The 22,898-nt window shown below is 52.0% G+C and carries 12 protein-coding genes; all 12 read right to left on the reverse strand.

Annotated elements, in window-relative coordinates:
* Positions 1-11 precede the first annotated feature (11 nt).
* Positions 12-890 (reverse strand): carbohydrate ABC transporter permease, encoded by an 879-nt coding sequence (locus J4772_RS03900; RefSeq protein WP_116060254.1) that lies wholly within the window; start codon positions 888-890, stop codon positions 12-14.
* A gap of 14 nt (positions 891-904) precedes the next feature.
* Entirely contained in the window at positions 905-1,810 is a 906-nt protein-coding gene (locus tag J4772_RS03905; protein ID WP_116060297.1) for an ABC transporter permease, read from the reverse strand.
* A 326-nt stretch (positions 1,811-2,136) separates the two neighbouring features.
* Positions 2,137-7,710 (reverse strand): polysaccharide lyase family 8 super-sandwich domain-containing protein, encoded by a 5,574-nt coding sequence (locus J4772_RS03910; protein ID WP_209074212.1) that lies wholly within the window; start codon positions 7,708-7,710, stop codon positions 2,137-2,139.
* A 271-nt stretch (positions 7,711-7,981) separates the two neighbouring features.
* Positions 7,982-9,625: a type 2 periplasmic-binding domain-containing protein gene (locus J4772_RS03915; protein WP_209074213.1), complete on the reverse strand. Its 1,644-nt coding sequence runs from the start codon at positions 9,623-9,625 to the stop codon at positions 7,982-7,984.
* A gap of 321 nt (positions 9,626-9,946) precedes the next feature.
* Positions 9,947-10,231, reverse strand: coding sequence for a late competence development ComFB family protein (locus J4772_RS03920; RefSeq protein ID WP_116060251.1), 285 nt, complete (start codon positions 10,229-10,231; stop codon positions 9,947-9,949).
* Positions 10,232-10,929: 698 nt separating this feature from the next.
* Positions 10,930-15,888, reverse strand: coding sequence for a DUF4838 domain-containing protein (locus J4772_RS03925; protein WP_209074214.1), 4,959 nt, complete (start codon positions 15,886-15,888; stop codon positions 10,930-10,932).
* 369 nt (positions 15,889-16,257) lie between these two features.
* Positions 16,258-18,297 (reverse strand): hypothetical protein, encoded by a 2,040-nt coding sequence (locus J4772_RS03930; protein ID WP_209074215.1) that lies wholly within the window; start codon positions 18,295-18,297, stop codon positions 16,258-16,260.
* Between the two features lie 27 nt (positions 18,298-18,324).
* On the reverse strand, positions 18,325-19,209 hold the full coding sequence (locus tag J4772_RS03935) for a carbohydrate ABC transporter permease (RefSeq protein ID WP_209074216.1): 885 nt from the start codon (positions 19,207-19,209) through the stop codon (positions 18,325-18,327).
* A 17-nt stretch (positions 19,210-19,226) separates the two neighbouring features.
* A complete protein-coding gene (locus J4772_RS03940) occupies positions 19,227-20,126 on the reverse strand; it encodes an ABC transporter permease (protein ID WP_209074217.1) in 900 nt (299 codons plus the stop codon).
* A 13-nt stretch (positions 20,127-20,139) separates the two neighbouring features.
* Positions 20,140-20,517 (reverse strand): sensory rhodopsin transducer, encoded by a 378-nt coding sequence (locus J4772_RS03945; RefSeq protein WP_116060241.1) that lies wholly within the window; start codon positions 20,515-20,517, stop codon positions 20,140-20,142.
* Positions 20,518-20,529: 12 nt separating this feature from the next.
* Positions 20,530-21,726, reverse strand: a complete 1,197-nt coding sequence (locus J4772_RS03950) for a M24 family metallopeptidase (RefSeq protein WP_209074218.1) — start codon at positions 21,724-21,726, stop codon at positions 20,530-20,532.
* 34 nt (positions 21,727-21,760) lie between these two features.
* Positions 21,761-22,807 carry a phosphotriesterase family protein gene (locus J4772_RS03955; RefSeq protein ID WP_209074219.1) on the reverse strand — a complete coding sequence of 349 codons (1,047 nt, stop codon included), beginning with the start codon at positions 22,805-22,807 and terminating at the stop codon, positions 21,761-21,763.
* Positions 22,808-22,898 lie beyond the last annotated feature (91 nt).

Genomic DNA, 22,898 nt, shown 5'->3' on the forward strand with positions numbered 1-22,898 from the left:
GACCTCGCCGCTTACTCCTTCACAGCTCCGATCATGACGCCTTTGGCGAAAAATCGCTGCAGAAACGGGTAAATCAGCAAAATCGGAACCGTAGCCACCATAATTGTAGCATATTTGATACTTTCTCTTACGCCCTCTTGGTCGGCCATCGCATCGCCAAGCTGCATCGAATTCGTATCGTTCAGGACAAGGATTTCGCGCAAAATGAGCTGCAGCGGGAACAAATCCCGACTGCGGAGGAACAGCATGGCGTTAAACCACGAGTTCCAGTGCGCGACGCCGTAGTACAATATCATAACCGCTACGACGGGCATGGACAACGGAATGACGATCCGGAACAAAATGCCGAACTCTCCCGAGCCGTCGATCTTCGCCGATTCAATGAGACTTTCCGGAAGCGCCTCGAAGGACGTTCGCATGATGATCAGATTCCACGTGCTGATGGCGACGGGGACAATAAGCGCTAGCAAGCTGTTGCCCATGTGCAGCCAATTATTGACCAGCAAGTAAGTCGGAATGAGGCCGCCGCTGAAATACATCGTGAAGATGATCGCGATCATGATCGGCTTGCGCAGCAGGAAATTCCGCGATAGACCGTATGCGCCCAGCGCCGTGAAGAAGAGATTGGCAAGCGTGCCGAAAATCAGAATAATGAACGTATTGCGGTATCCGCTAAAAATGTTCGGATTGTCGAGCACCCGCTCGTAAGCGGCCAAGCTGAAGCCGAACGGCTTAAGCAGCAAGCCTTGGTGCGCAAGCAGCCGGTTCGAGTCGCTAAAGGATGCCATGATGACATGGTAAAAAGGGTACAGCGTAAGCACGACGAGCAGCAGCATAAGTATCCCGTTGACCAGGTTGAACACGCGATCGGATACGGTCAGTTTCATCATCTATCGAACCCTCCTTACCATAGCCGGTTCCCGGAAATACGGCGGGAAAACCAGTTGGCGCTGATGAGCAATACAAAGTTGATAATCGCCTGGAACAAGCCGACGGCGGAAGTGAAGCTGTAGTTCTGTCCCTCGGCGATCCCTTTCCGGTAAACGAAGGAGGAGATAATATCAGCAGTCTCATAGGTGTTCGGGTTATAGAGCAGGATGACTTTCTCGAAGCCGATATCCATCAAGCCCCCGATACGCAATATGAGCAAAATCATAATAATCGGAATAAGGCTCGGCAGCGTAATGCTCCACATTTGCCGGAAACGCCCCGCTCCGTCCACTCTGGCCGCTTCGTACAAGTCGGGGTTGATTCCGCTGATCGCCGCCAGGAAGATGATCGACGACCATCCCAGCTCCTGCCAGATGCCGGATGCGACATAGATGCTGCGGAAATTGGCGGCGTCGCCGAGCAGCGTAGTGCGCTCGCCTCCGAAAAACTCGATAATCGTGCTAATGAAGCCGTCGCGGTTCGTAAAGTCGAGAATCAAGCCGCAAATCACGACAAGCGACACGAAGTGCGGCAAATACGTGACCGTCTGAACGACGCTCTTGAACAGCTTCCTGCGAATTTCGTTTAGTAGAATCGCCAGCAGAATCGGCGCCGGAAATCCGAAGACAAGCTGGTAGACGCTAAGCAGCAGCGTATTGCGCAGCACCCGCCAGAAATAGACGCTATCGAAGAAATCCGCGAAATTTTTGAAGCCGATCCATGGACTGCCCAGGATTCCTTTCGGAATGCTGTAGTCCTTAAAAGCGATGATCGACCCGTACATGGGCAAATACTTGAAAATGAAATAGTACAGCACGACCGGCAGCACCATCAGATAAATGGCTTTGTTTTGCACCAGGTCCTTTTTGAGCTTCTGCATCATAGGCGCTCTCCCGCCTCCCGAAAAATCATAAATTTAACTTCCTTTCGCTTGCTTGGTGAAGGGTCGATGCCGGCCATCGACCTAATCCTGTGCTCCATACTAGCGGGACGGGGAACGCGTGTATATTGCGAACTCTTTAGGACGTATTCAAATCTAGACAAATCCCGATAAATCGCGGATTGCAATTTTTTACGCGATTCATTTTTCTTTGGAATGGACCGAAAAAGCCTTGCTGGGCGGGCATTGTGCCGAGTCCGGCAGAGAATGCTCTATGCGAAAAATAGCGACCCCCGGCCGAAGCCGGAAGCCGCTATTGCCTCTGGTCAGTCGTTGGAATTGTCCAGCGACAGCATTAATCTGTAGATGAGCATGGCGCCTTCCGCGCGCGTGCCGTTGTCGAGCGGGCGGAATTGCGTCGGCGTCCGTCCCTCTCCGAGCCCGAGCCGATTAGCTTTGAGGATTGCTTCCTGCGCCCAAGCCGGAGCCGAGCCGATGTCGGCAAACTGTGCCGAAGACGCATCGTCCAACGAGGATTTGCCTGCTTTGTACTCGTAAGCGCGAACGACCATCGCCGCCATCTCCTGACGGGTAATCGCAGCGTTCGGCGCAAACTTCGAGCCGGCCCCCTGGACGATTTCGGCCTGAATCGCCAACGCAACGTCATGCGCGTACCATGCGTTCGGACTCACATCCGAGAAGCCGATCGCTCCCGCTTCCTGAAGACCAAGCAGACGAACGAGCAGCGCCGTAAATTCGGACCGCGTAATCGATCTGTTCGGCTGGAACGAATCGAGCGATACGCCGGTAATCAATTGTCTGGCTGCGAGCTGTTTGACTTGCTCGGCAGCCCAGTGCGCGTCCGGCAAATCCGCGAACTTTTTCTCGTAAGCGAGAACCGCGTACCGGCCCGGCTCGCGCACAGCGACCGCAAGCTTGCCTTCGCTGTGTACGGCGCCGACATAGCGAAGCTTGCCGTCGTCTTCGATCCGATAAATTCCGATCAAGCTTCCGTCGACATTTGCAGGCAGCAAGAGAGAGATCGGCTCGTCAAATTCGTTCACTGCGACCGTTCCGCCGCCTGCTCGCATCACATTCACCGAGAAGCCGAGCGTCCCTCCCGTCGTCTGAATAGAGGCACCTGTACGCTTTCGTTCTGCCGCGAGCAGCGTATTCAGTTCGCTGTCCGGCAGCGCTCCCGAGCGCAATACAATGCTGCCTCCCTGCGCAGAACCGTCTCCCGCCAGTTTCTGCCACGATTTGAGCAGTTCCGCCGGAACAACGATGCCGATACCGTTCGCAGCTATCGCCAGATCGTTGTCTGCGAGCAGCTCGCCGGCATCGCCAGGCAAGACGAGCTCAGCGATCGGCTTGTCGAAGCTTAGTTTCACTTGTCCGTTAACCGCATTTTGGCTTTGCAGCTGATTGCCGGTAATTTCTACTCGTGCAGGCGACGGGTTGTTGCCGTTTCCATTGCCGTTTCCATTACCATTTCCGCTGCCATTGCCATTACCATTGCTGTTGCCGTTTCCGTTTCCATTGCCATTGCTGTTGCCGTTTCCGTTTCCATTGCCATTTCCGTTGCCGTTTCCATTGCCGTTGCCATTGCCATTGCCGTTGCCGTTTCCATTGCCGTTGCCATTTCCGTTCCCCGGCTCTTGTTCTTTCTTCTTGACCGTTAGCGTATACGAAGCCGTCTTGCCCGCGTACGTCGCCGAAATGAGCGCCGTTCCCTTAGCCAAGGCTTGGATTGCTCCGTCCGCTTCTATCGATGCGATTGTTTCGTCGCCGCTCGCGTATTGGATGCCTTCCGTCAGCACAACCTCGGAGTTATCGTCGAACAGAGCCTTCGCCACCGCTTGGCCGGTCTCTCCCTCTACGAGCTCAGTCGGGCCGTTCAGACTTATGCCGATCAACTCCGCCTCGGGCACGACAACCTCCAGCGTGAACGTCTTCTCCTTGCCTTGATAAGAAACCGTAATCGCCGTCTCGCCTTTGCGATGAGCGCGAATCGTGCCGTCCGCATCGACGGTGGCGACCGCTTCGTCGCTGCTCGTATATTGAACGCCTTCCGTTACAAGCAGACGGGTCTGATCGCTGTACAGCGTCTCGGTGCGGATCGTCCCCGAAGCTCCCGCCAGCAGCGACTCGGGAGCCGCGACGTCAAGGCTCTCCAGCGTCGGCGCCTGCGGCTTTAAGGCAATTTCCAAGTAGGACTTGTAGATGCCGTTCTCGCTCTCTTTGCTTCTAATAATTCCGGACAAATCCGTCGTCACCTGTTTCACCAATACGCTGACGACACGATCCGGCTCTGATGAAGATTCGATCAGTTCCGTCACATCGAACGATCTCCACTGAAGCTGATCCGAGAACAAGACCTTATCGAGCCTCGCTCCCTCTGCCGGTTTCGTATTCCACGTAACTGCATTCTCCGTCCAGCCGTTCCCTACCCGGAAAACGCCGATTTCCGACGTTCCCTTGCGGCTATCGTTAACGTTGCCGTATACGAACAGCTTAGCTGACGCAATCTCCTCGTCCGCTTCCCATTCGCTCAGATTGAATTTCAGCAATATTTCGCGTAAGTAGTTGCCGCTTCCATTTTTAAACTGCAGACTTTGAACCGATCCGTAATTCACTGCAGCGTTCGACCCGGCATTCACATAGGCGTCCTCAATTACCGGAATGACGATCGGCTGCTCGAACTCGGCCTTGCGATTCGGATCGAAGCGCAATTTAATCGTATGGGTTTGTCCCATGGCGCCCTGTGTATTAACCTCCAAACGCAGATAAGGCATCGTCTGCAGCACCCGAACGCTCGCATCTGCCTTCATCGTCTCCCCGGCGACTTTGTCCAGATCGACAATGATTTTGCCGGCCTTCCAGGTCGGATCGGATACCGCCACAGTCAGTTCCGTCCCCTGCTCGCGCATTTGGATGGAAGCCGGACGATCCGTTCTCACTCCCCCAGCCGTCGCTCCTTCCCAGAAGTTGTAGGAGGTAATGCCAAGCTTCTTCTCCTTGACGACATGCGCCTGGTTGGTCTGACTGACGATCTCGATGTCGGGATTCATACTGTAGCTCTCCGTCGTCGCCGCGTCTTGATTGGGCAGCAGCACGTAAGCATAGGAGCCGTTTTGCGGCGCCGTACCGTGCCCGAAAGCCAGACTCAAGTAGTTTCTTGTTACCGGATCGGCGCTTTCGCCCGAGTTGATCGCCTGCCATGTGCCCGTTCTTGCTTCCCGCAAAGTGGAAATCGACGGACTGTACGGGAAATAGTAGCCGATTCGCTCACCAGGCACGTTGCCTTCCAGATTTGCCCAACGAACATCGTTCAGCGTCGTCTGCCAGCCAAGCTGATTCGGCTGCGCCTCGCCGTTGACGATCAGCGCATTGCTGCCGGCCTCGTTGATTTGGCGATTTTCCACAATCGTCTCCACGTTCCGCGAGTCCGGGCTTGTAATTCCCGAACCTAGCGCTACGATCTCGTCGTCGAACATGAACCACGATTTCTTCGCGGTCAGATTGCTGCCGGTGCTTTTGCTCAGAGCCATATCCATGCCTGCAGAGCCGTACAGACCGTCCAAAGAAGAACCTCCTACCCAATCCCGGCCGTTGTAGTAGGACGTCCAAGCGGTTGGAGACTTGGCGTAGCCGTCCGTCGTCGTACCCGGCAAGCGGAAGCTGTTCACCGTCGGCCAATACTCATTGCTGTATTGTTTCAGATCGTCGGTATACAGGCTCGTCATTCCAATGCCCGTGTACCACCCCTTCGCATTTTCGCCGTTGCCGAATTCAAAAGCCGAGACGCGATCGGAGAACAGGCTGATGCCGAAGCCGTAGCCGTCTCGCAGATGCACGATTCGATCCATGGCGGAAAATTGATGATGCTTCACCAGAGGTCCTCTTGCCGTTACCGCAGGATCGTTCACGATGCTCTTGAGCACGTTAATATCGTACAGCGACAACCCTTTGTAATAGGACTCGAAGCTGGTGTCCGCGAGTATCCATTCTTTGATCTTGCTCTTCATGCTGGCGGCGTAAGCGTCGGGCGCGCCCTGCGTCAGCCTTCCGATCGTGCGAATGATGCCCCGGCCGGACAGATGGTCGGAATCGCGCGAACGCGAAATGCTCCGTCCTTTGACCGAATCCATAATCGCGCCTTTATAGATCAAAGGCTCGAATACCTCCTCCGCCCACCGATACGCATTGTCCGCATTCGGGTCTGTGATCTCCCACGGCGAGCGGCTGTACAAGTAAAACAGATCGGATATACGACCCAATAGAACGGAGCCGTAGCCACCGGTATAGGCGAGATCGCTATGCTGGATCAAGGAACCGTCGCGATAGATTCCGTCTCCCGATACGGCATATTGGAACTCGCCCGTGATGGAGCTTCTGGCCAAGTCGATTTTGCCGGCATTTTCCCCCAACACCCCGGACAGCGTGACGACCAACGCCTTGTCCAGCAAGTTGGCGCCGGTCTCGGTAACGCCGTTCAGCCGCTTGCGAGGGTCGGGCACAAAACGATCGATCGACTGCAAGTATTGCTTGAATCTATCCTCGGGCAGTTCGTCATATAACAGCACCAAAATGTTGGCGAGCGCCTGCGGAGCGCCAATCTCCCAATCCCACCAGTTGTCGCTGACCGACTTGCCCGGATTGTATTGGTACTTATGCATCCAATCCAGCGCTTTGAACGCATCGTTCAGCAGCTCGGCATTGCCGTAGAACGCCGAATGAGGGTTCTTGTAAGCCGAAGCCATGTCGACAATTCGGCCGTAAGCGCTTGAGATATTGGCGGACTTCGTATTCGTCTTTGTAATAACGCCCGTGAACAAGGAAGTCGGATCGGCCTCCTTGCTTAGCAGGTCCCAGCTCCCCGTCTGCTCGGCATTGGCGACTTTGGCATTGAGCAGTTCGATGGCCAATTGGATGTCGGGATCTTCAACGAGCACCTGCTGCCCGCCCAGCAGCAGATCGCGCCATTTCGCGCGTAAAGCGGCGTATCCGTCCAATAGCTCGGGCGATTCGATCGACACCGTGCTTTGCGCCGCGAGCAGGCCGTCCGTAGTTGCGACGCGGATAACGGCCGTTCCCGTCTCATGCGCCGTAACCGTGCCCTGCTGGTCCACGGAGGCTACGCCTGGATTTAAAGAGCTCCACGTCAGCTCGTAGCCCGTGCTGTCTTCAGGCAGCACGCGGGGGGTCAGCGTGTAGCTCTCGTCCTTGCGCAGCTTGAACGTCGCCGGCTCCAAGCTCAGACCGGTGATGCCCTCCCACTCCTGAAGCGTAACATCGTCGAACCAGACCGTCCCGGTTCCCGTCTCGAAGAACGGCTCCAAGCGGATATATCGGGTCGACGGCGGAGCGTTCAGAACGATCTCTCGATAGGTCCAGTCATTTGTTCCCGTCAGCTTTTCCAGACTGGGGCCGTCCCCTAGCTTTACATTCGAGCCGTCCTTGGATGTCAGCTTCTCGTAATACTGCGTGCGGATAAACGCGCCGAGATTAGCCGTTACATTTTCCGTCTTGATCCAGGCTCCCAGCTTATACGCTTTTCCTCCAGCCTGCACTTTGTCTACCGTCACATCTTCGCTCACGCCGGTTCTCGCCGAAGCCGGATGCTTGATCTCCAGCGAACGGTTGCCGGAGTAATATACGGCGTCCGTCACCGATACAAGTCCGCCTGGCGAAGCGTTCCACACTCCCCATCCGCTCGCTCCTATTCCGTTCACCCAGCCCGTTTGCCCCGCACTCATTGCTTCGAAGCCGCCGTTGTCCGCCACATTTACAGCTGCGGCCCGTACGTTTGACTGTCCTGCCGGAGCGGCCACGCCGATCAGTTGAACGACCATGGTAAGCGCTAACATCTTATCCCATAATTTTGAATGCGTTTTCAAAATTGATCACCTCGGAAGAAATGAAGTTAATTTCGGATAAAGAAAGGGGTTGTCCTATAAGCAGAGTTGCTTGAGATGATCGAGATATAAAGAAAGGGGGATGTGCCTCCCGGAGACTGCCTCATACGCTTCTGAAATCACCTCATCACGGGTTTACCCATTCAGATTTCAGAAAGCGTATAGCATCGGAGGGAGGCACATACCCCTTGCACCTTTATCATCGATTATCTTTTACAGCAACTGGTTGACTTATGAGACGGCCCCATCGAGATTAACGCTGCTGGAAGCGGTCGTACGCAACTTGTTGCAGCTCGAGTGCGCGATCGATGCCCATCTTCTTGAATTGCTCGAGAGCTTTATCAAAGCTGTCGACCTGCGCGGAACCCATAATGATTTTGGTTACGACTTCATCGCGGTACGTGTTCACGTCGGTCATGATTTTGGCAAATTCGGAAGCTTCCTCCGGCGTCAACGAAATCGGCGGAATCAGAACGGAAGCCGCGTTGTTCGAATACTGAGCGTACACCTTAACCGCATCTTTCTGAGCGTCAAGCGCATAGTATTGGTCGTTGTAACGGTCGTCGTCCAAGCCAGGGAACGGATAGTTCGCGATAAAATATTTCGCCATCGCTTGGCCGATCGGAAGTTTGTCCGGGTTGTTCAGAATCAGATCGGTATATTTCGGCTGGCCGTCTACGGACGTATAGGTTTTGCCTTCGACTCCGAAGTTTTTGAGTACGGCGCCCTCGTCGCTGAACAGGTAATCCAACGCTTTGATCGTCTCGGCCGGATTTTTATTCGAGCTGGTAATAAGCGCGCCTACATTGCTGTATTCCCAACCCGTTTCGGTGAACTTAGGCTCGTCGCCTTTGTTCATTACAGGATACTGCACAGCCGCCAGCATCGCGTTAGGAACGGTTTCCTGAAGGGCCGGTAGCCACTGTCCCATGCTGCCTCCGATATATCCGAAGGATGCGGCCGCTTTGCCCGAAGCCATCTTCGCCGTTTTGGCGTTGCCGTCGTTGGAGGCGTAATCGGGATCGATCAGCCCGTCTTTGTACCATTGCTGCATACGCGCCAAGTAATCTTTGAATGCAGGCTGCATCGGCCCGTATTGTACCTTGCCGCTATCCAGGTAAAACTCCTTGCCGATGCCGTACGCTCCCATGAAATCGGACGAATTGCGAGAGCCGAGCAGCAAATCTTTTTCAGCCGTATAAGGGAAGATCCCCTTCTTCTCTTTGATCGTGCGCAGTACGTTTTCCCACTCGTCGATCGTTTCCGGCGATTGCAGTCCGAGCTCGTCGAGCCAATCTTTGCGGATCATTTGGCCGGCGAACGTTTTGTATTTCCCGTACTCGCCATATTTCAGGTTAGGGAAAACGTAGAGATCCCCGTTATCCGCTTTGATCTGCTTCGCCACCTGCGGATTCTCGTCCAGAATTCTCTTCAGGTTCGGAGCGTATTGGTCGATCAGCTCGTTCAGCTTAATGATAGTGCCGTCCTGGTACAGCTTGGCCGGACCGCCTTGGAAATTGGTCATGTTCCACACGATCAGATCGGGCAGATCGCCCGAAGCGACCATAACGCCGAATTGCTGCTGAGCGTCGGCGCCAGTGCCGGTCGGATGCTCGAATTTGAATTTAACGTTCGTTTTTTTCTCCCACTCCTGAACCATCTCTACGTCGCTCAGGCTCTGCACGACCGCTTGGGCGTTAGGGTTAAGCGGATGCCATAGCTTCAGCGTTACCGGTCCGGCGGACGATTCGCTCGAGGACGAGCTGGATGCTTGGCTGGATGGCGCGGCGCTGCTGCTTGCGCCGCCGTTCGAACTGTCTTTGGAGCAAGCCGTGGCGATTGCGCCGGTCGTTAATGCGATAGAAAGCAGAAGCGCAAATTTGGAGACTTTCTTCATCTGTTACTCCCCTTTAGGATTGAGTTTGATGTTTACCGCATGTCCGCACAGCCGCTTTTATTAGTAAGTCTGTTTATGACTGCAAGACTGCCGTGCCGGCTCGGTTCATCACATCCCCATCGTACAGGGACATCCCGGAATGTGTATATTCGCAACTCTTGAAGACGTATTCAAATCTAGACAAATCTCGAGTAACAATTTTTGACGGGGTTCATTTATCTTTGGAATGCCCCTATTTTCATATAAGTTTCCCCTAAATAGCCAAGCTCGCTACAGGCAAAAAAAATAAAACGCCACCCTATACGGATGACGCTCTGCCGGCTAATGGCGGGGGCTGTCCCGAATGACCTGCACCGCTTTCGTCAGCTCGCGCAAAATGTCGGACTGAAGCTGCGGCTCCTGATAAATCGCTTTAATATAAGCTTCACCGGCTTGGCCGGACGTATAGCGCGGAGGCAAATGATTCAACGCCAGCAGCACGATGTCCATCTGACATTGGTTGCAGCTGCATTCCAAAATTCCCGATTTCACGTAATGCTCCTCGAATAAACCGCTGACGATCGGTTCCATCGCATTAAATACGGATAGCTCGCGAGAAAAGAACATATTTGACACTCTCCATCTGAATCGGTAATGCAGATCTCCCTTCCTATATCGGCAGGCAAGACCCCGATCGATAGAGGGGCGCGGCAGAGTTGGTTCGTTTGTCCCGGTGCCCGATCTCTTCCTAAGCCTAACGTAATAAAAAGATCGTTCGAATCTCCCTTTGTACTGCGAATGCGAGTTGCCCCTACGTTCCCATCCTCTCCATAGTCTATCACTTGCGCGCTTGCGTATGATAACATTTGGTATGGCCGATTCCCCAAAGCGCTCGAAAAGTTCGGCGATGCGAAGGAGGACTAAAGATGGCGCACCATTTTTCCGTGCATACGGGCAACGGATACATGCGTATGCTCGAACAGTATAAAGCCATTCACGGACAGCTCGGAACCGTCCGCTTCCTGCCGAAACGACTAATAGAGTTCCGTCACTTGTTGAACCCGAGGTTGAGGCCGATACCGTGTGATAAGGATTAAAAAAAGCCAGCAGCAAAGTAACCGAGAAGAGAAGAGAAGAGAAGAGAAGAGAAGAGAAGAGAAGAGAAGAGAAGAGAAGAGAAGAGAAGCGATTTTATACTTATTCTTCATCGTAAATCACTCCTTTTTCGTAGAAGCATTAGAAACCAATAGCGCACTCCCCCTGTGCAATGGAGAGGAGGAGCGCGCTATCGGAAGATTCTACAAGCTTACGGAACGATGCCGATCTTAATGATTGCCTCCGTCGAGATGAATCGGATAAAATTCGGACGGATTCCACACCATTCCGCCGCCCCAAGTAATGAAACGTTCTTTGCCATGGAAATTGCGGAAGAAGAATCCGTACAACGTATCCGTCGTGCTCGGATCGACGCCGATGCTCGCGAACGGAATCGCCTGAATCGTATTCCAGCGGTCCGTCCCCACCTCCGCGCTGACTTGCCAGATCCCATTATAGGTCGGGTCCTGGAACGACTTGTATTCGAACTTTACTTCCCGAGGATTAGAGAAAAATCCGTAATAGGTTCCGGTCTTGTCGCCCGTCACGTAGGTTTCGACCGAGTCGTCCGCCCCGCTTCTCCACCACTCCCCGGGAGCGTCCTCGCTTACGACCATGCCATCCAGATCGTTATCGAGATTTTCATAACCTACATATAGGTTTTCGTCGTCCCACAAGAGATACACTTTCGTTTCCTCCTGCACTTCATTGCGGGTACCCATCTCGCGGAACTCGGTCACGGGCTGTATACCGGCCCAAGGCCCCGCTCCGAAGTCCAGCGCATTCATAATCTGCTCTTTGCCGTAGGTCGTTTTGGACGCCGTTGCCGACAGATTAGGAAGCTCGCCCACGAGATAAACCATCGTTTCGAATGTCGTCTTGATCGGCTCGATCCTCTTCTTCGCTTGCGCGTCAGCCAGCTGCCAAGCTTCATCCAAAGCGGATTGGGCGGCATCTTTAATGCCGGCTTGAATAACGTAATGGCCGATCAACTGGCTTGCCCTGGAATAGACGCCGACCGCTTGTTGATCATAGTTCCAGCCCTGCTCGATCAGCTCGTAATAAGTTCTCATCGACTCCGCAGCGGCTCCGTACGCCTTCTCCAAAAATTCGGTTTTGAGCGCCTCCAGGTCCGCATCCGGATTCCAGAACAATTGATTAATAAGCCAATATTGCAGCGCGTTGACGCCCCAGACGACCCCGTTATCCAATTGTCCTTCCGGCAGCACGCCCAATATGCCAAGATCGCGATAATATTGCACGTCCGCCTGCACCTTCTCGGCTATCGGCCTTTCATAGATGTCCGTGGCGCAGCAACCGTAGTAATTGTACATAAGAATGTTGTGCGTTTTCTGTACCCAGCTTTCGAGCTTAAGCTTATAGGAATAATTCGAATTGTTCTGATCGCTTGTATTGAAAGGAACTCTGACGTCTTCGGCAGCCGGCGCCATTACGATAATGATATTGTCCTCTAGCTCAACTTTCGGAGGAGTATCCGTAAAAAAGTAAGCAAAAGTCGTAATTTTGACGTTCGGATGGGTTGTTTTAATATCGGCTGCTATTTTATTAAGAAAAGTGAAGAAAACCGTCGACTTGTAAGCCGGATCTTCAGGTTGAACGACAAGTCCGTCAGGCGTTGTGAACGGCTGCCTGCTTAATTGCCCCTGGTCGAAAACCTGGTTATCCATAATTCCGACTCCAAGGTAATCCATGTCCTGAACAGAAAGCAGCTGCCTCATTTCATTCGCGATCACCCCGGGAACGTCCGGATGATAGAAGTTGATTTGAGAATGCTCCAGCGATACGGGAACGTATTCTCCGTTGATTTCATTGTAGTAATCGGGATGATCGGCAAAATATTTCTCGTTCGGAAGCCAGAAATCAAGGTTATGACCGAGTAGAACCGGATTTAGACCCAGAGCATATTGCCGCTCCCAGTAATCGATATTTCCGATCTCGGCCAGCTTGGCGTTTAATTTGTTCCTAGCCAGCATGGACTCGCTGTCCGCGTCCGCATGAAACTCTCCCGCTTTTCCGGAACCGGTCGTATGCCATCCTCGCAGCTTAAACGGGGACTTTTCCCGATAATCGATTTTGTTCGCAACAAGGGTAGGTTGGTTCTCGTAAAGCGTTCCGAAGTCCGTCGACCTCGTCCACAGCACTCCTGCATTATCTGTAAGGAAGTCATAAACGCCGTTTAAAGCGCCTCTGGCATTCTCCCCGAAAATATAAATCCGATTCCCTGATGTTCGAATGGCAAATCCGTCCGTTCCTTGCAAATAAGCGAGATCTTCCGGAAACATCCCGGAAAGCTGCGCGTTCGTATCCGGAGTTGCCAGAATGATCCGGACGCGGTCGTCATCGCTCGCGCTTTCATTGGCGTTATCACTTCTGTCATCGTTTTCAGGTTCGGCATCGTTTCCGATTTCCGTTAACGTGACGTCGTCGATCCACAACGATTCCGTCCCCGACATGAATATATAGATCCAATTATAATCGTATACGGCGCTGGCATCGGGCGCATATTCCAACTCAATCTGCTGCCACTGATCGGTTACGTCAACAGCCGTCCTTGCTGTAACCGGGTTATTGCCGCCGCCTGCCAGTAATTCGTGAATCTCCATGTTGACGGAACCTGCCGAGGCTCCCTTCACCCATGCGCTCAGCTTATATCGCTTTCCCGGTATAAGATCCAGATCTTGCAAAGCCCTCGTAAACATATAATCCGAGCCTTGTAATTCCAGTCTTAAAGAGCGTCCTCCGTTCTTCCGTTCTTGATCGTCCCAAGTTGCCGTCGGCGAATACCAGCCATCCGGGAAGGTGCCGTTCGAATTCCCGATTTCGAATCCGGAGTTGTATAGAAGATCAAGTGAAGGTTCTTCAACGATCTCGGTTAAGATGACGTCATCCACCCACATCGATTCCGTACCGGACATGAAGAAGAAAATCCGATGATAATCGTATTGCGCATTCGCATCCGGAGAATATGGCAATTCCACGAGCTGCCACTGATCGCTTAAAGAGGCGATCGCCCTAGCGGTGACAGGATTATTGCCCCCGTTTGCCTGCATCTCGTGAATTTCCATATTCATTTCTCCGTTACCGGTTGCCTTAACCCAAGCGCTTAATTTATAGCGTTTTCCCTGCTCCAGCTTGAGATTTTGGTCCGTGCGCGCAAACATGTAGGCAGAGCTCCCTAAATCCAGCCTTAACGAGTAGTTGCCGTCGTGCCGAACGACATTGTCTCTGCCTCCTGAAGGCGAATACCAGCCAGTCGGGCTGGTTCCGTTCGAATTAGACAATTCGAATCCGGAATTCGCGAGAAGGTTGGGATCGTAATGCACGCTTAAGGTCACCGGGCCCAACGGCGTTTCGCCTACGCTTGCCTGAATCGTAACGACATGTGCTCCGACCGGCGTTGCGCTCGCCACATACACAGCGCCGACAACGGATTTGTTCTCGTACCCGGCCAATTCCACTCCTTCAGGGAAGCTTGCCGTAATAGGGCCGACAAAGCTTTGCGTCAAGTCGACGTGTACCGGCGTTTCCTCGTTATTGACGAGATCGAGCCGGATCGGATATGTCCCGCTTTTCTTGACGTTTAGTTCGCTGACCGATAACGCCGCGCTAACGGATGATTCGGGGTTCCACTTATAAATCGGAAGCTCGGCGCCGCTAACTAGCTTTAACGTATCCTGAAGCTCCTTCGCAGCAAGCGCCATCATCTCGTTCGCCGAGGAACTCACGAAAATATCCGCTTTGGCTATACCGGATTCAACGATTGTTGCGGACGACGTTGGTTCTGGAGTTGACGTTGGTTCCGGAGAGGGCGACGGTTCCGGCGTTGACGTCGACGGAGGGGAGCCGCCGCCGCTGCCGCCCGAATTTGTAGTTGCATTCCGATTGTCCGCCGTCACAAGCTCCTTCCCGATCGTAGCCGACACATTCGTTGAAAAATTCACCTTGTTGGGCCACTTGTCGAACTTAACGCCGCTTACGTTAAGCTTAGCCGTCTCAATGACACCTTCGCCGGTAACGTTGGCTGCCGCATTAAAGATCATGAGTACAACTTTGGCGATACGACTTAGTTCGAAGCTTACCGTTCCGGTCATATGTCTAATTTCATCGAATTCTCCATCCAGAACGATTCTAGCCTCGATTTGATCGTTCGGAACGAGAATAATGATGTTCACAAATCCCTTTCCTTGCAACTTTCCTTCTTGCAAAATTCCTCCGGAAAGCATTTGAACCTCTTGAATCTCCGTTGTTCCTTCTACCACGATGCGAATCCGCGAATTCCATTTGTCAACGATCACTGGACCCGACAGCCGGGAATTGCGAATAAGGATACTGTTTTCTCCGCCGCCCAGAACGTAAGTGGCTCCCTTGACCGTTACGCCGTCCAGCAAAATCTCTCCTTCTCCCGCACCTTGGGTAATGAATAGGTCGCCGGATACGATCATATTTTTCAGTGAGACGCCGTCTGTTTTCACGACGAGATTTCCTTCAATGTCGGTATTGAAATCGCCCTTTTCTTTGATCAAAGTTCCTATAACGTTATCTATCAGTTGTACGACCTCGGAGCGCGTCATATTTGCCTTGGGATTGAATTGATGATTTCCATTCCCTTTTAAGTACCCCTTGGCTCTTAATGCCGACACGTCCGAGACGGCGTAGGAAGAGATGGATGCTGCATCCGTAAAGCCTTCGTTAGATGCTTTAACGTCCGCCTTCACCCTGAACGCTCGAGCAACGATGACCGCGGCGTCTTGACGGGTAATCGGTTTGTTAGGCTCGAACCGACTCCCGCCCGCTCCCTTGATAATGCCGGCAGCGTGAAGTCTGAAGACGTCCTGTGCGTACCAGACCTGTTCGCCGACATCCGAGAATGGATTCGCGCCGGAGCGAACGGCCGGCAAGCCGATAACCCGATTAATCAAAGCCGCAAACTCGGACCGGGTGACCGGATTATCCGGCCGATAGTCACGATCCTCGTATCCCTTGAGTAAGCCGAGTCCTATCCATTTATCCAAGACCCCCTGCGCCCAATGTTTCGAGACATTCGCAGCTCCTTGCTCGGTATTGGCCTTTTCGTTTACCGCCATAGCTTGAGTCGGCATCCAGACCGATACGATCATGCTCGCGATCAACACGAGCGATAGTAAACGCTTAGAACGTAACCTTCCCACAACATCAACCCCTCTTAAATAGATTAACGAGCATACCAAAGAAGCCATAGCCGTCCATCGTTCCGCTTCTCGTCGAATCGAGGACTTGCTTATGGTTCGAGCTATTCCAAACGGCCCCCCTATAGACACAAATATAAAACGCTTACAAAACAACTATAAATCACATGAATTTGCTGCGCTATTTGCCAATCTTGCTTTCCTTGACATCTGTTGCGGTGTTCTACTATCGCCGTCGAGCCGACTTCTCAATAAGCGGTTCCATACGAAAAAAACAAAAGCCTCATGGGCTTCCCCTTAGAGGCTGTCACTTATTGATTGGTTAACTTCAATACTCGTATTGCTCGCTGCTCTCCCAATACCGAACGCAATCTACTCATCCCCGCTAGCCTGCAACTCGAGCTCAATCATGACGATTCCCCTACCGGGTACATATAAGCTGAATTCCGAGCCTCGCGGATGGACCGGAACTCCGGGGAAATCGGTTAAGAGGGTGATCTTGTCGATGGGACGACCCGCATCAAAATGCGCCGACTTGTAATTCATGTGCAGATTGGAAATGAGGATTCGCCAGCGATGGGGAACCGTCTCCAGTACGGCAGCGCGAATGAATGCCTCGTTCTTCAACGACTTGGGTACGTTCGTCCGATCGATAATTCCCTCGACGCACTTGCTCAAGAACGCTTCGCTGACCGGACTGAAATAGAGGCTGTTGAGCCAGGACATTCCCTCCTTGAACCCGGAACGCTGGCGCTCCTCTTGTCGTTCGAAATCGGTGCTATGCTCCATCGCAAAAGCTTCTACCGCTTCACCGCTGCAATCCCTTGTTACGCAGAATAACCCGTTAATCTCGCAATCTATTCGCCAATTGGCGATTGTCTGGATCCGGGATATACGCTCTGTCATCCTGCCGATCAGAACGGACGAACCGTTCCGATAAGCAAGAACGCTTTGCAATTCCTCGTCGGGCAATAGATGCAGCAGAGTAACGAGAATCGGTCCATCGGTTTCGGGAATATCCTTCACGTTAACGATCGTATGCAGAGGAGCGCCTCGGGAGATCAATTCCGTCATATATTTATGAACCGGCCAATGACGGGTTTCGGAATAATCCTCCAAAGATCGGTGAAGCAGCCGATCGGACCACACCATGCGGACACCGGCAGTCCGAAGGGGCTCTCCGTCGAACGCTCCATCCCACCGTTTGGCTATCCAATTCCATCCATCCCGGCTAATCCCATCCCCGAGACAAGCCATAAAACCTCCGGAACAGCGGCTTATCCCCGACGAATTTTGCAAATACAGGTTAGCCAAAGAGTAAATATCCCGTTCCAGCACGGTCGGCGCATGGCTCAAAGCATCCCATTGCTCGTTCGTATCTTGGATCGCATTTAAGCAGACCAGCTTCTGCTTCGGCACATAAGCTTTAATAGATAACAGCATCGCCGCAAATTCGGCACCCGGCTCGTATTCCGTTTCTCCCGCTCCGGAGGAGAGCGATGCTCCGACGGTTTCGACGACAAACCCATCGATCCCCGAATCCGAAAGCCTGCGATAATCGACGCCGTAGCGATATATCGCTTCAAAAGGATCCCTGGTCCAAGCCGTGTTCAGATAGGCCTTCTTCCCTTCCTTGCGAATGGCGGACATGATTTTGTCCCATAATCGACCCCATCGTTCGCAATGAAATCGAATCCATTCCAGACGTTTATTATTCCAAATCCAATCGGCACGCTGTTCCATATCGAGCGGATTTCCGTCGCAACGAGCTGCTAATCCTGTATGAATGTCGACTCCGGTAGCCGCGATGAACTGCTCGACCATATCATCCGAGTAATCCGTCTCCGCCAAGCTAAGCCGCGGACTGGTGTATCCGTCGGCGCCATGATAACCGTCAAAACCATAATCCGACATTACTTTCATTAGATCTTGAACGAACAAGTCTTCATACCAGCTTCCATCCTTTAAACGCTTAAGCGGATTGATTGCCGGGAAGGCTTCTCCCGACTTCCTCATCTCGTAGAGCTCCGGATGAGCGGCGCACCATTCGCCTGCGCGCAGCGTATCTCCGACATGAAATTGATAAATATCGAAGAAGCTGCAGTAGACGTCGATTCCATGCTTCTGTAATTCCGTTACCAGACTGCGCAACTGAAAGTTGGTCCACTCTTGTCTATCGTGCAGCTTGCCGTAAGGGCGCGCACCGTAAGAGCAAGCCTCCATCGGCAAATGCCACTCCGTGTTCATGCCTTTATGCGCATGCACGAAGTCGGGCGTGTATAAGAGAAGGAAGATACTTTTCGGTATGAACCCTACCGTATCTAAATAAGCGGCAACTCCATAATCGCTTTCCCGATTATCGAATCCGATTAATTCGATCCAGATCCATTTATCATAACTCGCGGCTTTCATCTCGCACCTCTTAATTATGGGATTCGGTTATCCCTTGACGCTTCCGAGCACGATCCCTTTCACGAAAAACTTCTGCAGAAAAGGATAGACGATAAGAATCGGAAGCGCGCCCAAAAAGATTTGCGCCGCCCTCGTCGTACGTTCGGAAATTTCAAGAATGCCCGCTAAATTTTTCGGATCCATTTTCATGGGATTGCTATTGATGACCAACAACTGCAAATAAGTCGAGAGCGGATAATTTTTCGGGAAATTCATATAGATCAGTCCGTCGAACCAAGCGTTCCAATGATAGACCATCGTAAACAAGGAAACGGTGGCCAGGACGGGATAAGACATAGGCACGTACATCTTCCACAAAACGAGCCAATGCCCCGCCCCATCCATGAAGGCCGACTCCTCTATCTCTTTGGGTAATCCGCGAAAAAAATTAAGCAGCAGAATAACATTGAATACGGAAACCGCGCTCGGAATGACGAGTGCCCAGATCGTATCGATCAAACCTGTCATGCTGACTACCATATACGTTGGAATAAGGCCGCCGCTGAACAATATCGTGAATACGAAAAACCAGGCATAATAGCTGCGAATCCTTAAATCCTTGCGTTCTTTGGAAAGCGGATAAGCGCATAGAAGCGATAAGCTCATATTGATGCTAAAACCAAGAACAAGCCGCTGGAACGTGATACCGAAAGAACTAATGAATTCTTGCTTCTGCAAAATATACTTATAAGAAGAAAAGGTCAGATCGACGGGAAGCAGTTTCACCAACCCCGCCGATGCCGCCGCGCTGGAACTAAACGAGATCGACAGCACCTGAACCAAGGGGAGCAGGCAAAGCAAGGAAAGCGCAACGAGAAAAGCGTAGTTTCCCGCGACGAACACTTTTCGGCCAACGGACACCCGATGTTGCATTGGAAACCTTCCTCTCGTCAGAAAATGCGATAGTTGACCAAACGATACGCCAAGAAATACGATATCGTGATGAGCACGAACGAAACGAACGATTTGAATAAGCCGATCGCAGTCGCAACGCCGAACTGCGCATCGAGCAAACCGATACGGTAGATTAGAGTGTCCAGAATATCCCCGCTTTGATATACGCTCGGACTGTACAGGTTAAATACCTGATCGAAACCGGCATTCAGAACGTTGCCTAAGCTTAATGTAGCCATCAGAACGATGACCGGCACCATTCCCGGCAGCGTAATATGCCACGCCTGTCTCGTATAATTCGCACCGTCCACAATAGCCGCTTCGTATAAAGACGGGTTGATACCCGTAATAGCGGCCAGAAATACGATCGTGCTAAACCCGAATTCCTTCCAGACGTCGGAGAAAATAAGCACGGCCGGAAACCATTTGTTGCTGCCCAGGAAAAAGATCGAATCCAAGCCGACCGCATTCAGAAGCTGATTAATGATTCCTTCGGAAGGCGATAAAATATCGACGAGCACGCCGCCGAGAATTACCCACGATAGAAAATGCGGCAAATAGATAAGCGTCTGAACTCCCCGTTTAATGAGCACGTGCTTCAATTCGTTTAATAAGACGGCAACTAGAATAGGTACCGCTAAGCCCAAGAGAATCTTCATAGAAGCGATGAACACGGTATTGCCGAGCACTTGCCATATATCCGGCATTTGCAGCACATAGCGAAAGTTTCCCAAACCGATCCAATCGGAGCCGAACAAGCCGTTGATGGGAATAAATTTCTGAAAGGCGATAACGAAACCGACCATCGGATAATAGCAATAGATTAATAGGATGAGCACTCCGGGTACGAGCATCAGATGCAGCGGCAGCTCGCGTTTCGTTTTCTTCATATTCATCTTGTTCATTCCTTTATTCCGAGTATCCCATCATCCCGATATAAGCTAGATTGGATTGGGCAATGTCCATCCTGCCATACTGGATAACGACTTCGATATTGCTTCTGAACCGCAGCGAATACTGGCGTTGTCTATCGAGCCGAATTCCTCCGATTTCTTCCGGGTGGTCCATTCGAATGCATTTGACCCGTTTGGCCGGCGAAGCAATTTTAATATTTTCGTCAGGATCGCGATCCTCATAATAAATATCCATGAAGATTTCCGCATCTTCATCGTGGCAATTCAAAATCATGATCGCTTCATGGCCTTCGAAAATGTCATCGTCGACTTTGCCCTTATAAGGCAAATACCCATCGACGACGTACCAGTTTTTGGCTCCCTCTTTGCTCATGTCCAATTCTCCTTAGCAAACCGAAATCGTCGCCGATTCCTTCCAGGTTTTACTTAAATGCCTGACCAGCTTCGACATCGACTCGTATCCGGCTTCGGTTACGAGCAGACTTTCTTCGATCCGGTTGGAACCGTGCGGATGTCCGAAGAGACTCACGTCCATATTTACAGTCATTCCCGCAGCGAAAATCGCTTCGGAGTTCTCGTCCGGGTAAGGAGATTCGGCTTCCGCCAACCCGCAGCCGTGCAGAGGCGGGTACAGGTCGTATTCGGTGACGTTCTTCTCTTTGAAGTGCGCTTTAACCGCCCGCACGACTTCGCTCTGATTAGCTCCCGCTTTTATCCGACTTAACGCGGCATCCTCGGCTTCGACCAAAATATCGATAAATTCCTTTTGTTCCTTGCTCATCTCGCCGGCAACGAAAGGGAAATTCATCGTAGCCACGTACCCCTCGACCTGAACCGCTATAGCGGCCATAATCATATCCCCGTCTTCGATTACTTTGCCCGAGGCTCTTCCGATGATCGTATTGACCCGCTTTCCGCTTGTTAAGAGACAGAACGGAATATTCTCCGCTCCTTGCTTGGTGCATTCCCCGTAAGCGAGCGATGCCAGTTCAAGCTCCGTCATGCCCGGCTTCACCCGATCGATCATGAGTTTGTAGCCCGCATCGGCAATCCTTGCCGCTTCTTGCAAACAAGCGACTTCGCTCGCCGTCTTGGTCATTCTGAGCTTGAACAACAGATCGTTCGCATCGGCGATTTCAATGCCCGCGAAGCTGTCCGCGATGACCTTCATTAAAGGCTCCGGCATCGCATCGATGCCGACGATGCCTAATCGCATTAACGTTTCGTTCTCTTGTATCTGCCGGCGAATCTCGGTCAAGCTCGTATAGTGCGCTTGCGGATATTCGATCTTATCGGGCACGGTCACGCACGCGAATTCCGGAAGAAGCCGGACATCCGACCAGGCGCTCATCTCGCGGCAGAACATTTCGCCTTCGGGCGCGGCGATCACGAAAGGCTCGCCTGTTAGAGTAATCATGACGGCCCCTCTTTCGAACAAAGGCCAATAATTGCTCATGTAACGCAAATTTTCCTTCCTGTACTCATCGCCGTAGATCAAACAGGCCTGTATCCCGCGCTCTTTCATCAGAGCTTTTAATTTATCGACTCTTGCAGCGAATTCTTCCTTAGGAATTTTGAACATATAACGACTCCTCCTCGGGTTTACCTCTTTGACTTCAAACTTTGCCGTCATCCAGGAACTCGGCCGGATTACGGCACATTAAGATCTTAATCTGCTCGGATGTAATCCCTTCGTCTTCCATCATGGGAACAATGTTCGTAAGGACGTGGTCATACCCCCAACCGCCATACCGGTGCAAACAGGTTTTCAGGCAAACATCGTTGGAGATTAATATTTTTGATAGAAAACCGGCGTCAATGAGTTGCTTAATCGCTCTAACTCTCTCAATGTCTCTGGCGAAGAGTCCCCTTAAGACGCTTCTGTCCCTCTTGTCCGCGTAAAATTCCTTGCCGAAATTATCGAACTCCACGTAGACTCCTAGATTAAGAAGGTCCTTTATATAATCCATCTTGATATCAACGTCAATGTGATTGATGCATATCTTTTCAGCCGCAGCGCCATGTTCGGTAAGAATGTTCACGACTTCGTAACCGTTCGTAGCATACAGGTCCGTATGCACGTGCAATCCAAGACCGGTTTCCTTCTGAACGATCGCCGATGCGATCAGAGTCTTCTTTTCATTCGGATAGACGATCTCGCTTGTTCCGATCTCGCCTATAACGCCTGCTTTAATATCCGTTCCGTCCATTCCGTATCTGATTTCCGACAATAGCTCTTCGGCGATTCCCTCCACGGTCTTCCCGTCCATGTCGCCGGGATGGGATTTGTTAATATAGTAGCCGCAGCCGGCTACGATCTTGATATCCAATTCCCTTGATAATCCGACGAGCAAAGCGGGATCTCTGCCAATATCGCGAAGCGTAAGATCTACGAAAGTCGTTCCGCCCGCTTTCTTAAACTTCAACAACTCGTCCCTTACGACGCCTTCATCGTCAATCACCGCGTTGTCCAGCACCGCGTAGGGATTACGCATTAATTTTCCGATATTCGTGAGATCGACTTGCTCCTGCGCCAATTTCCTACGTGAGATTTCACTAGCTGCCGGTACCAGTCTTCGCAAATCGATAAAAGCATGCTCATGCGGCAGTACCCATCCCAAGCTATCCGCTCGAACGCTTCCCGTTACGGTCATAATGGACATTCCTTTTCGCCTCCTGCTTACTCGTGTTTCATACGTCCCGGGAAGCTTCTCCTCTTAAATTTCAATCGCTACGCAAGGAGGACTCCCCGGG

Source organism: Cohnella sp. LGH (genome assembly GCF_017671885.1).
Classification (GTDB): domain Bacteria; phylum Bacillota; class Bacilli; order Paenibacillales; family Paenibacillaceae; genus Cohnella; species Cohnella phaseoli.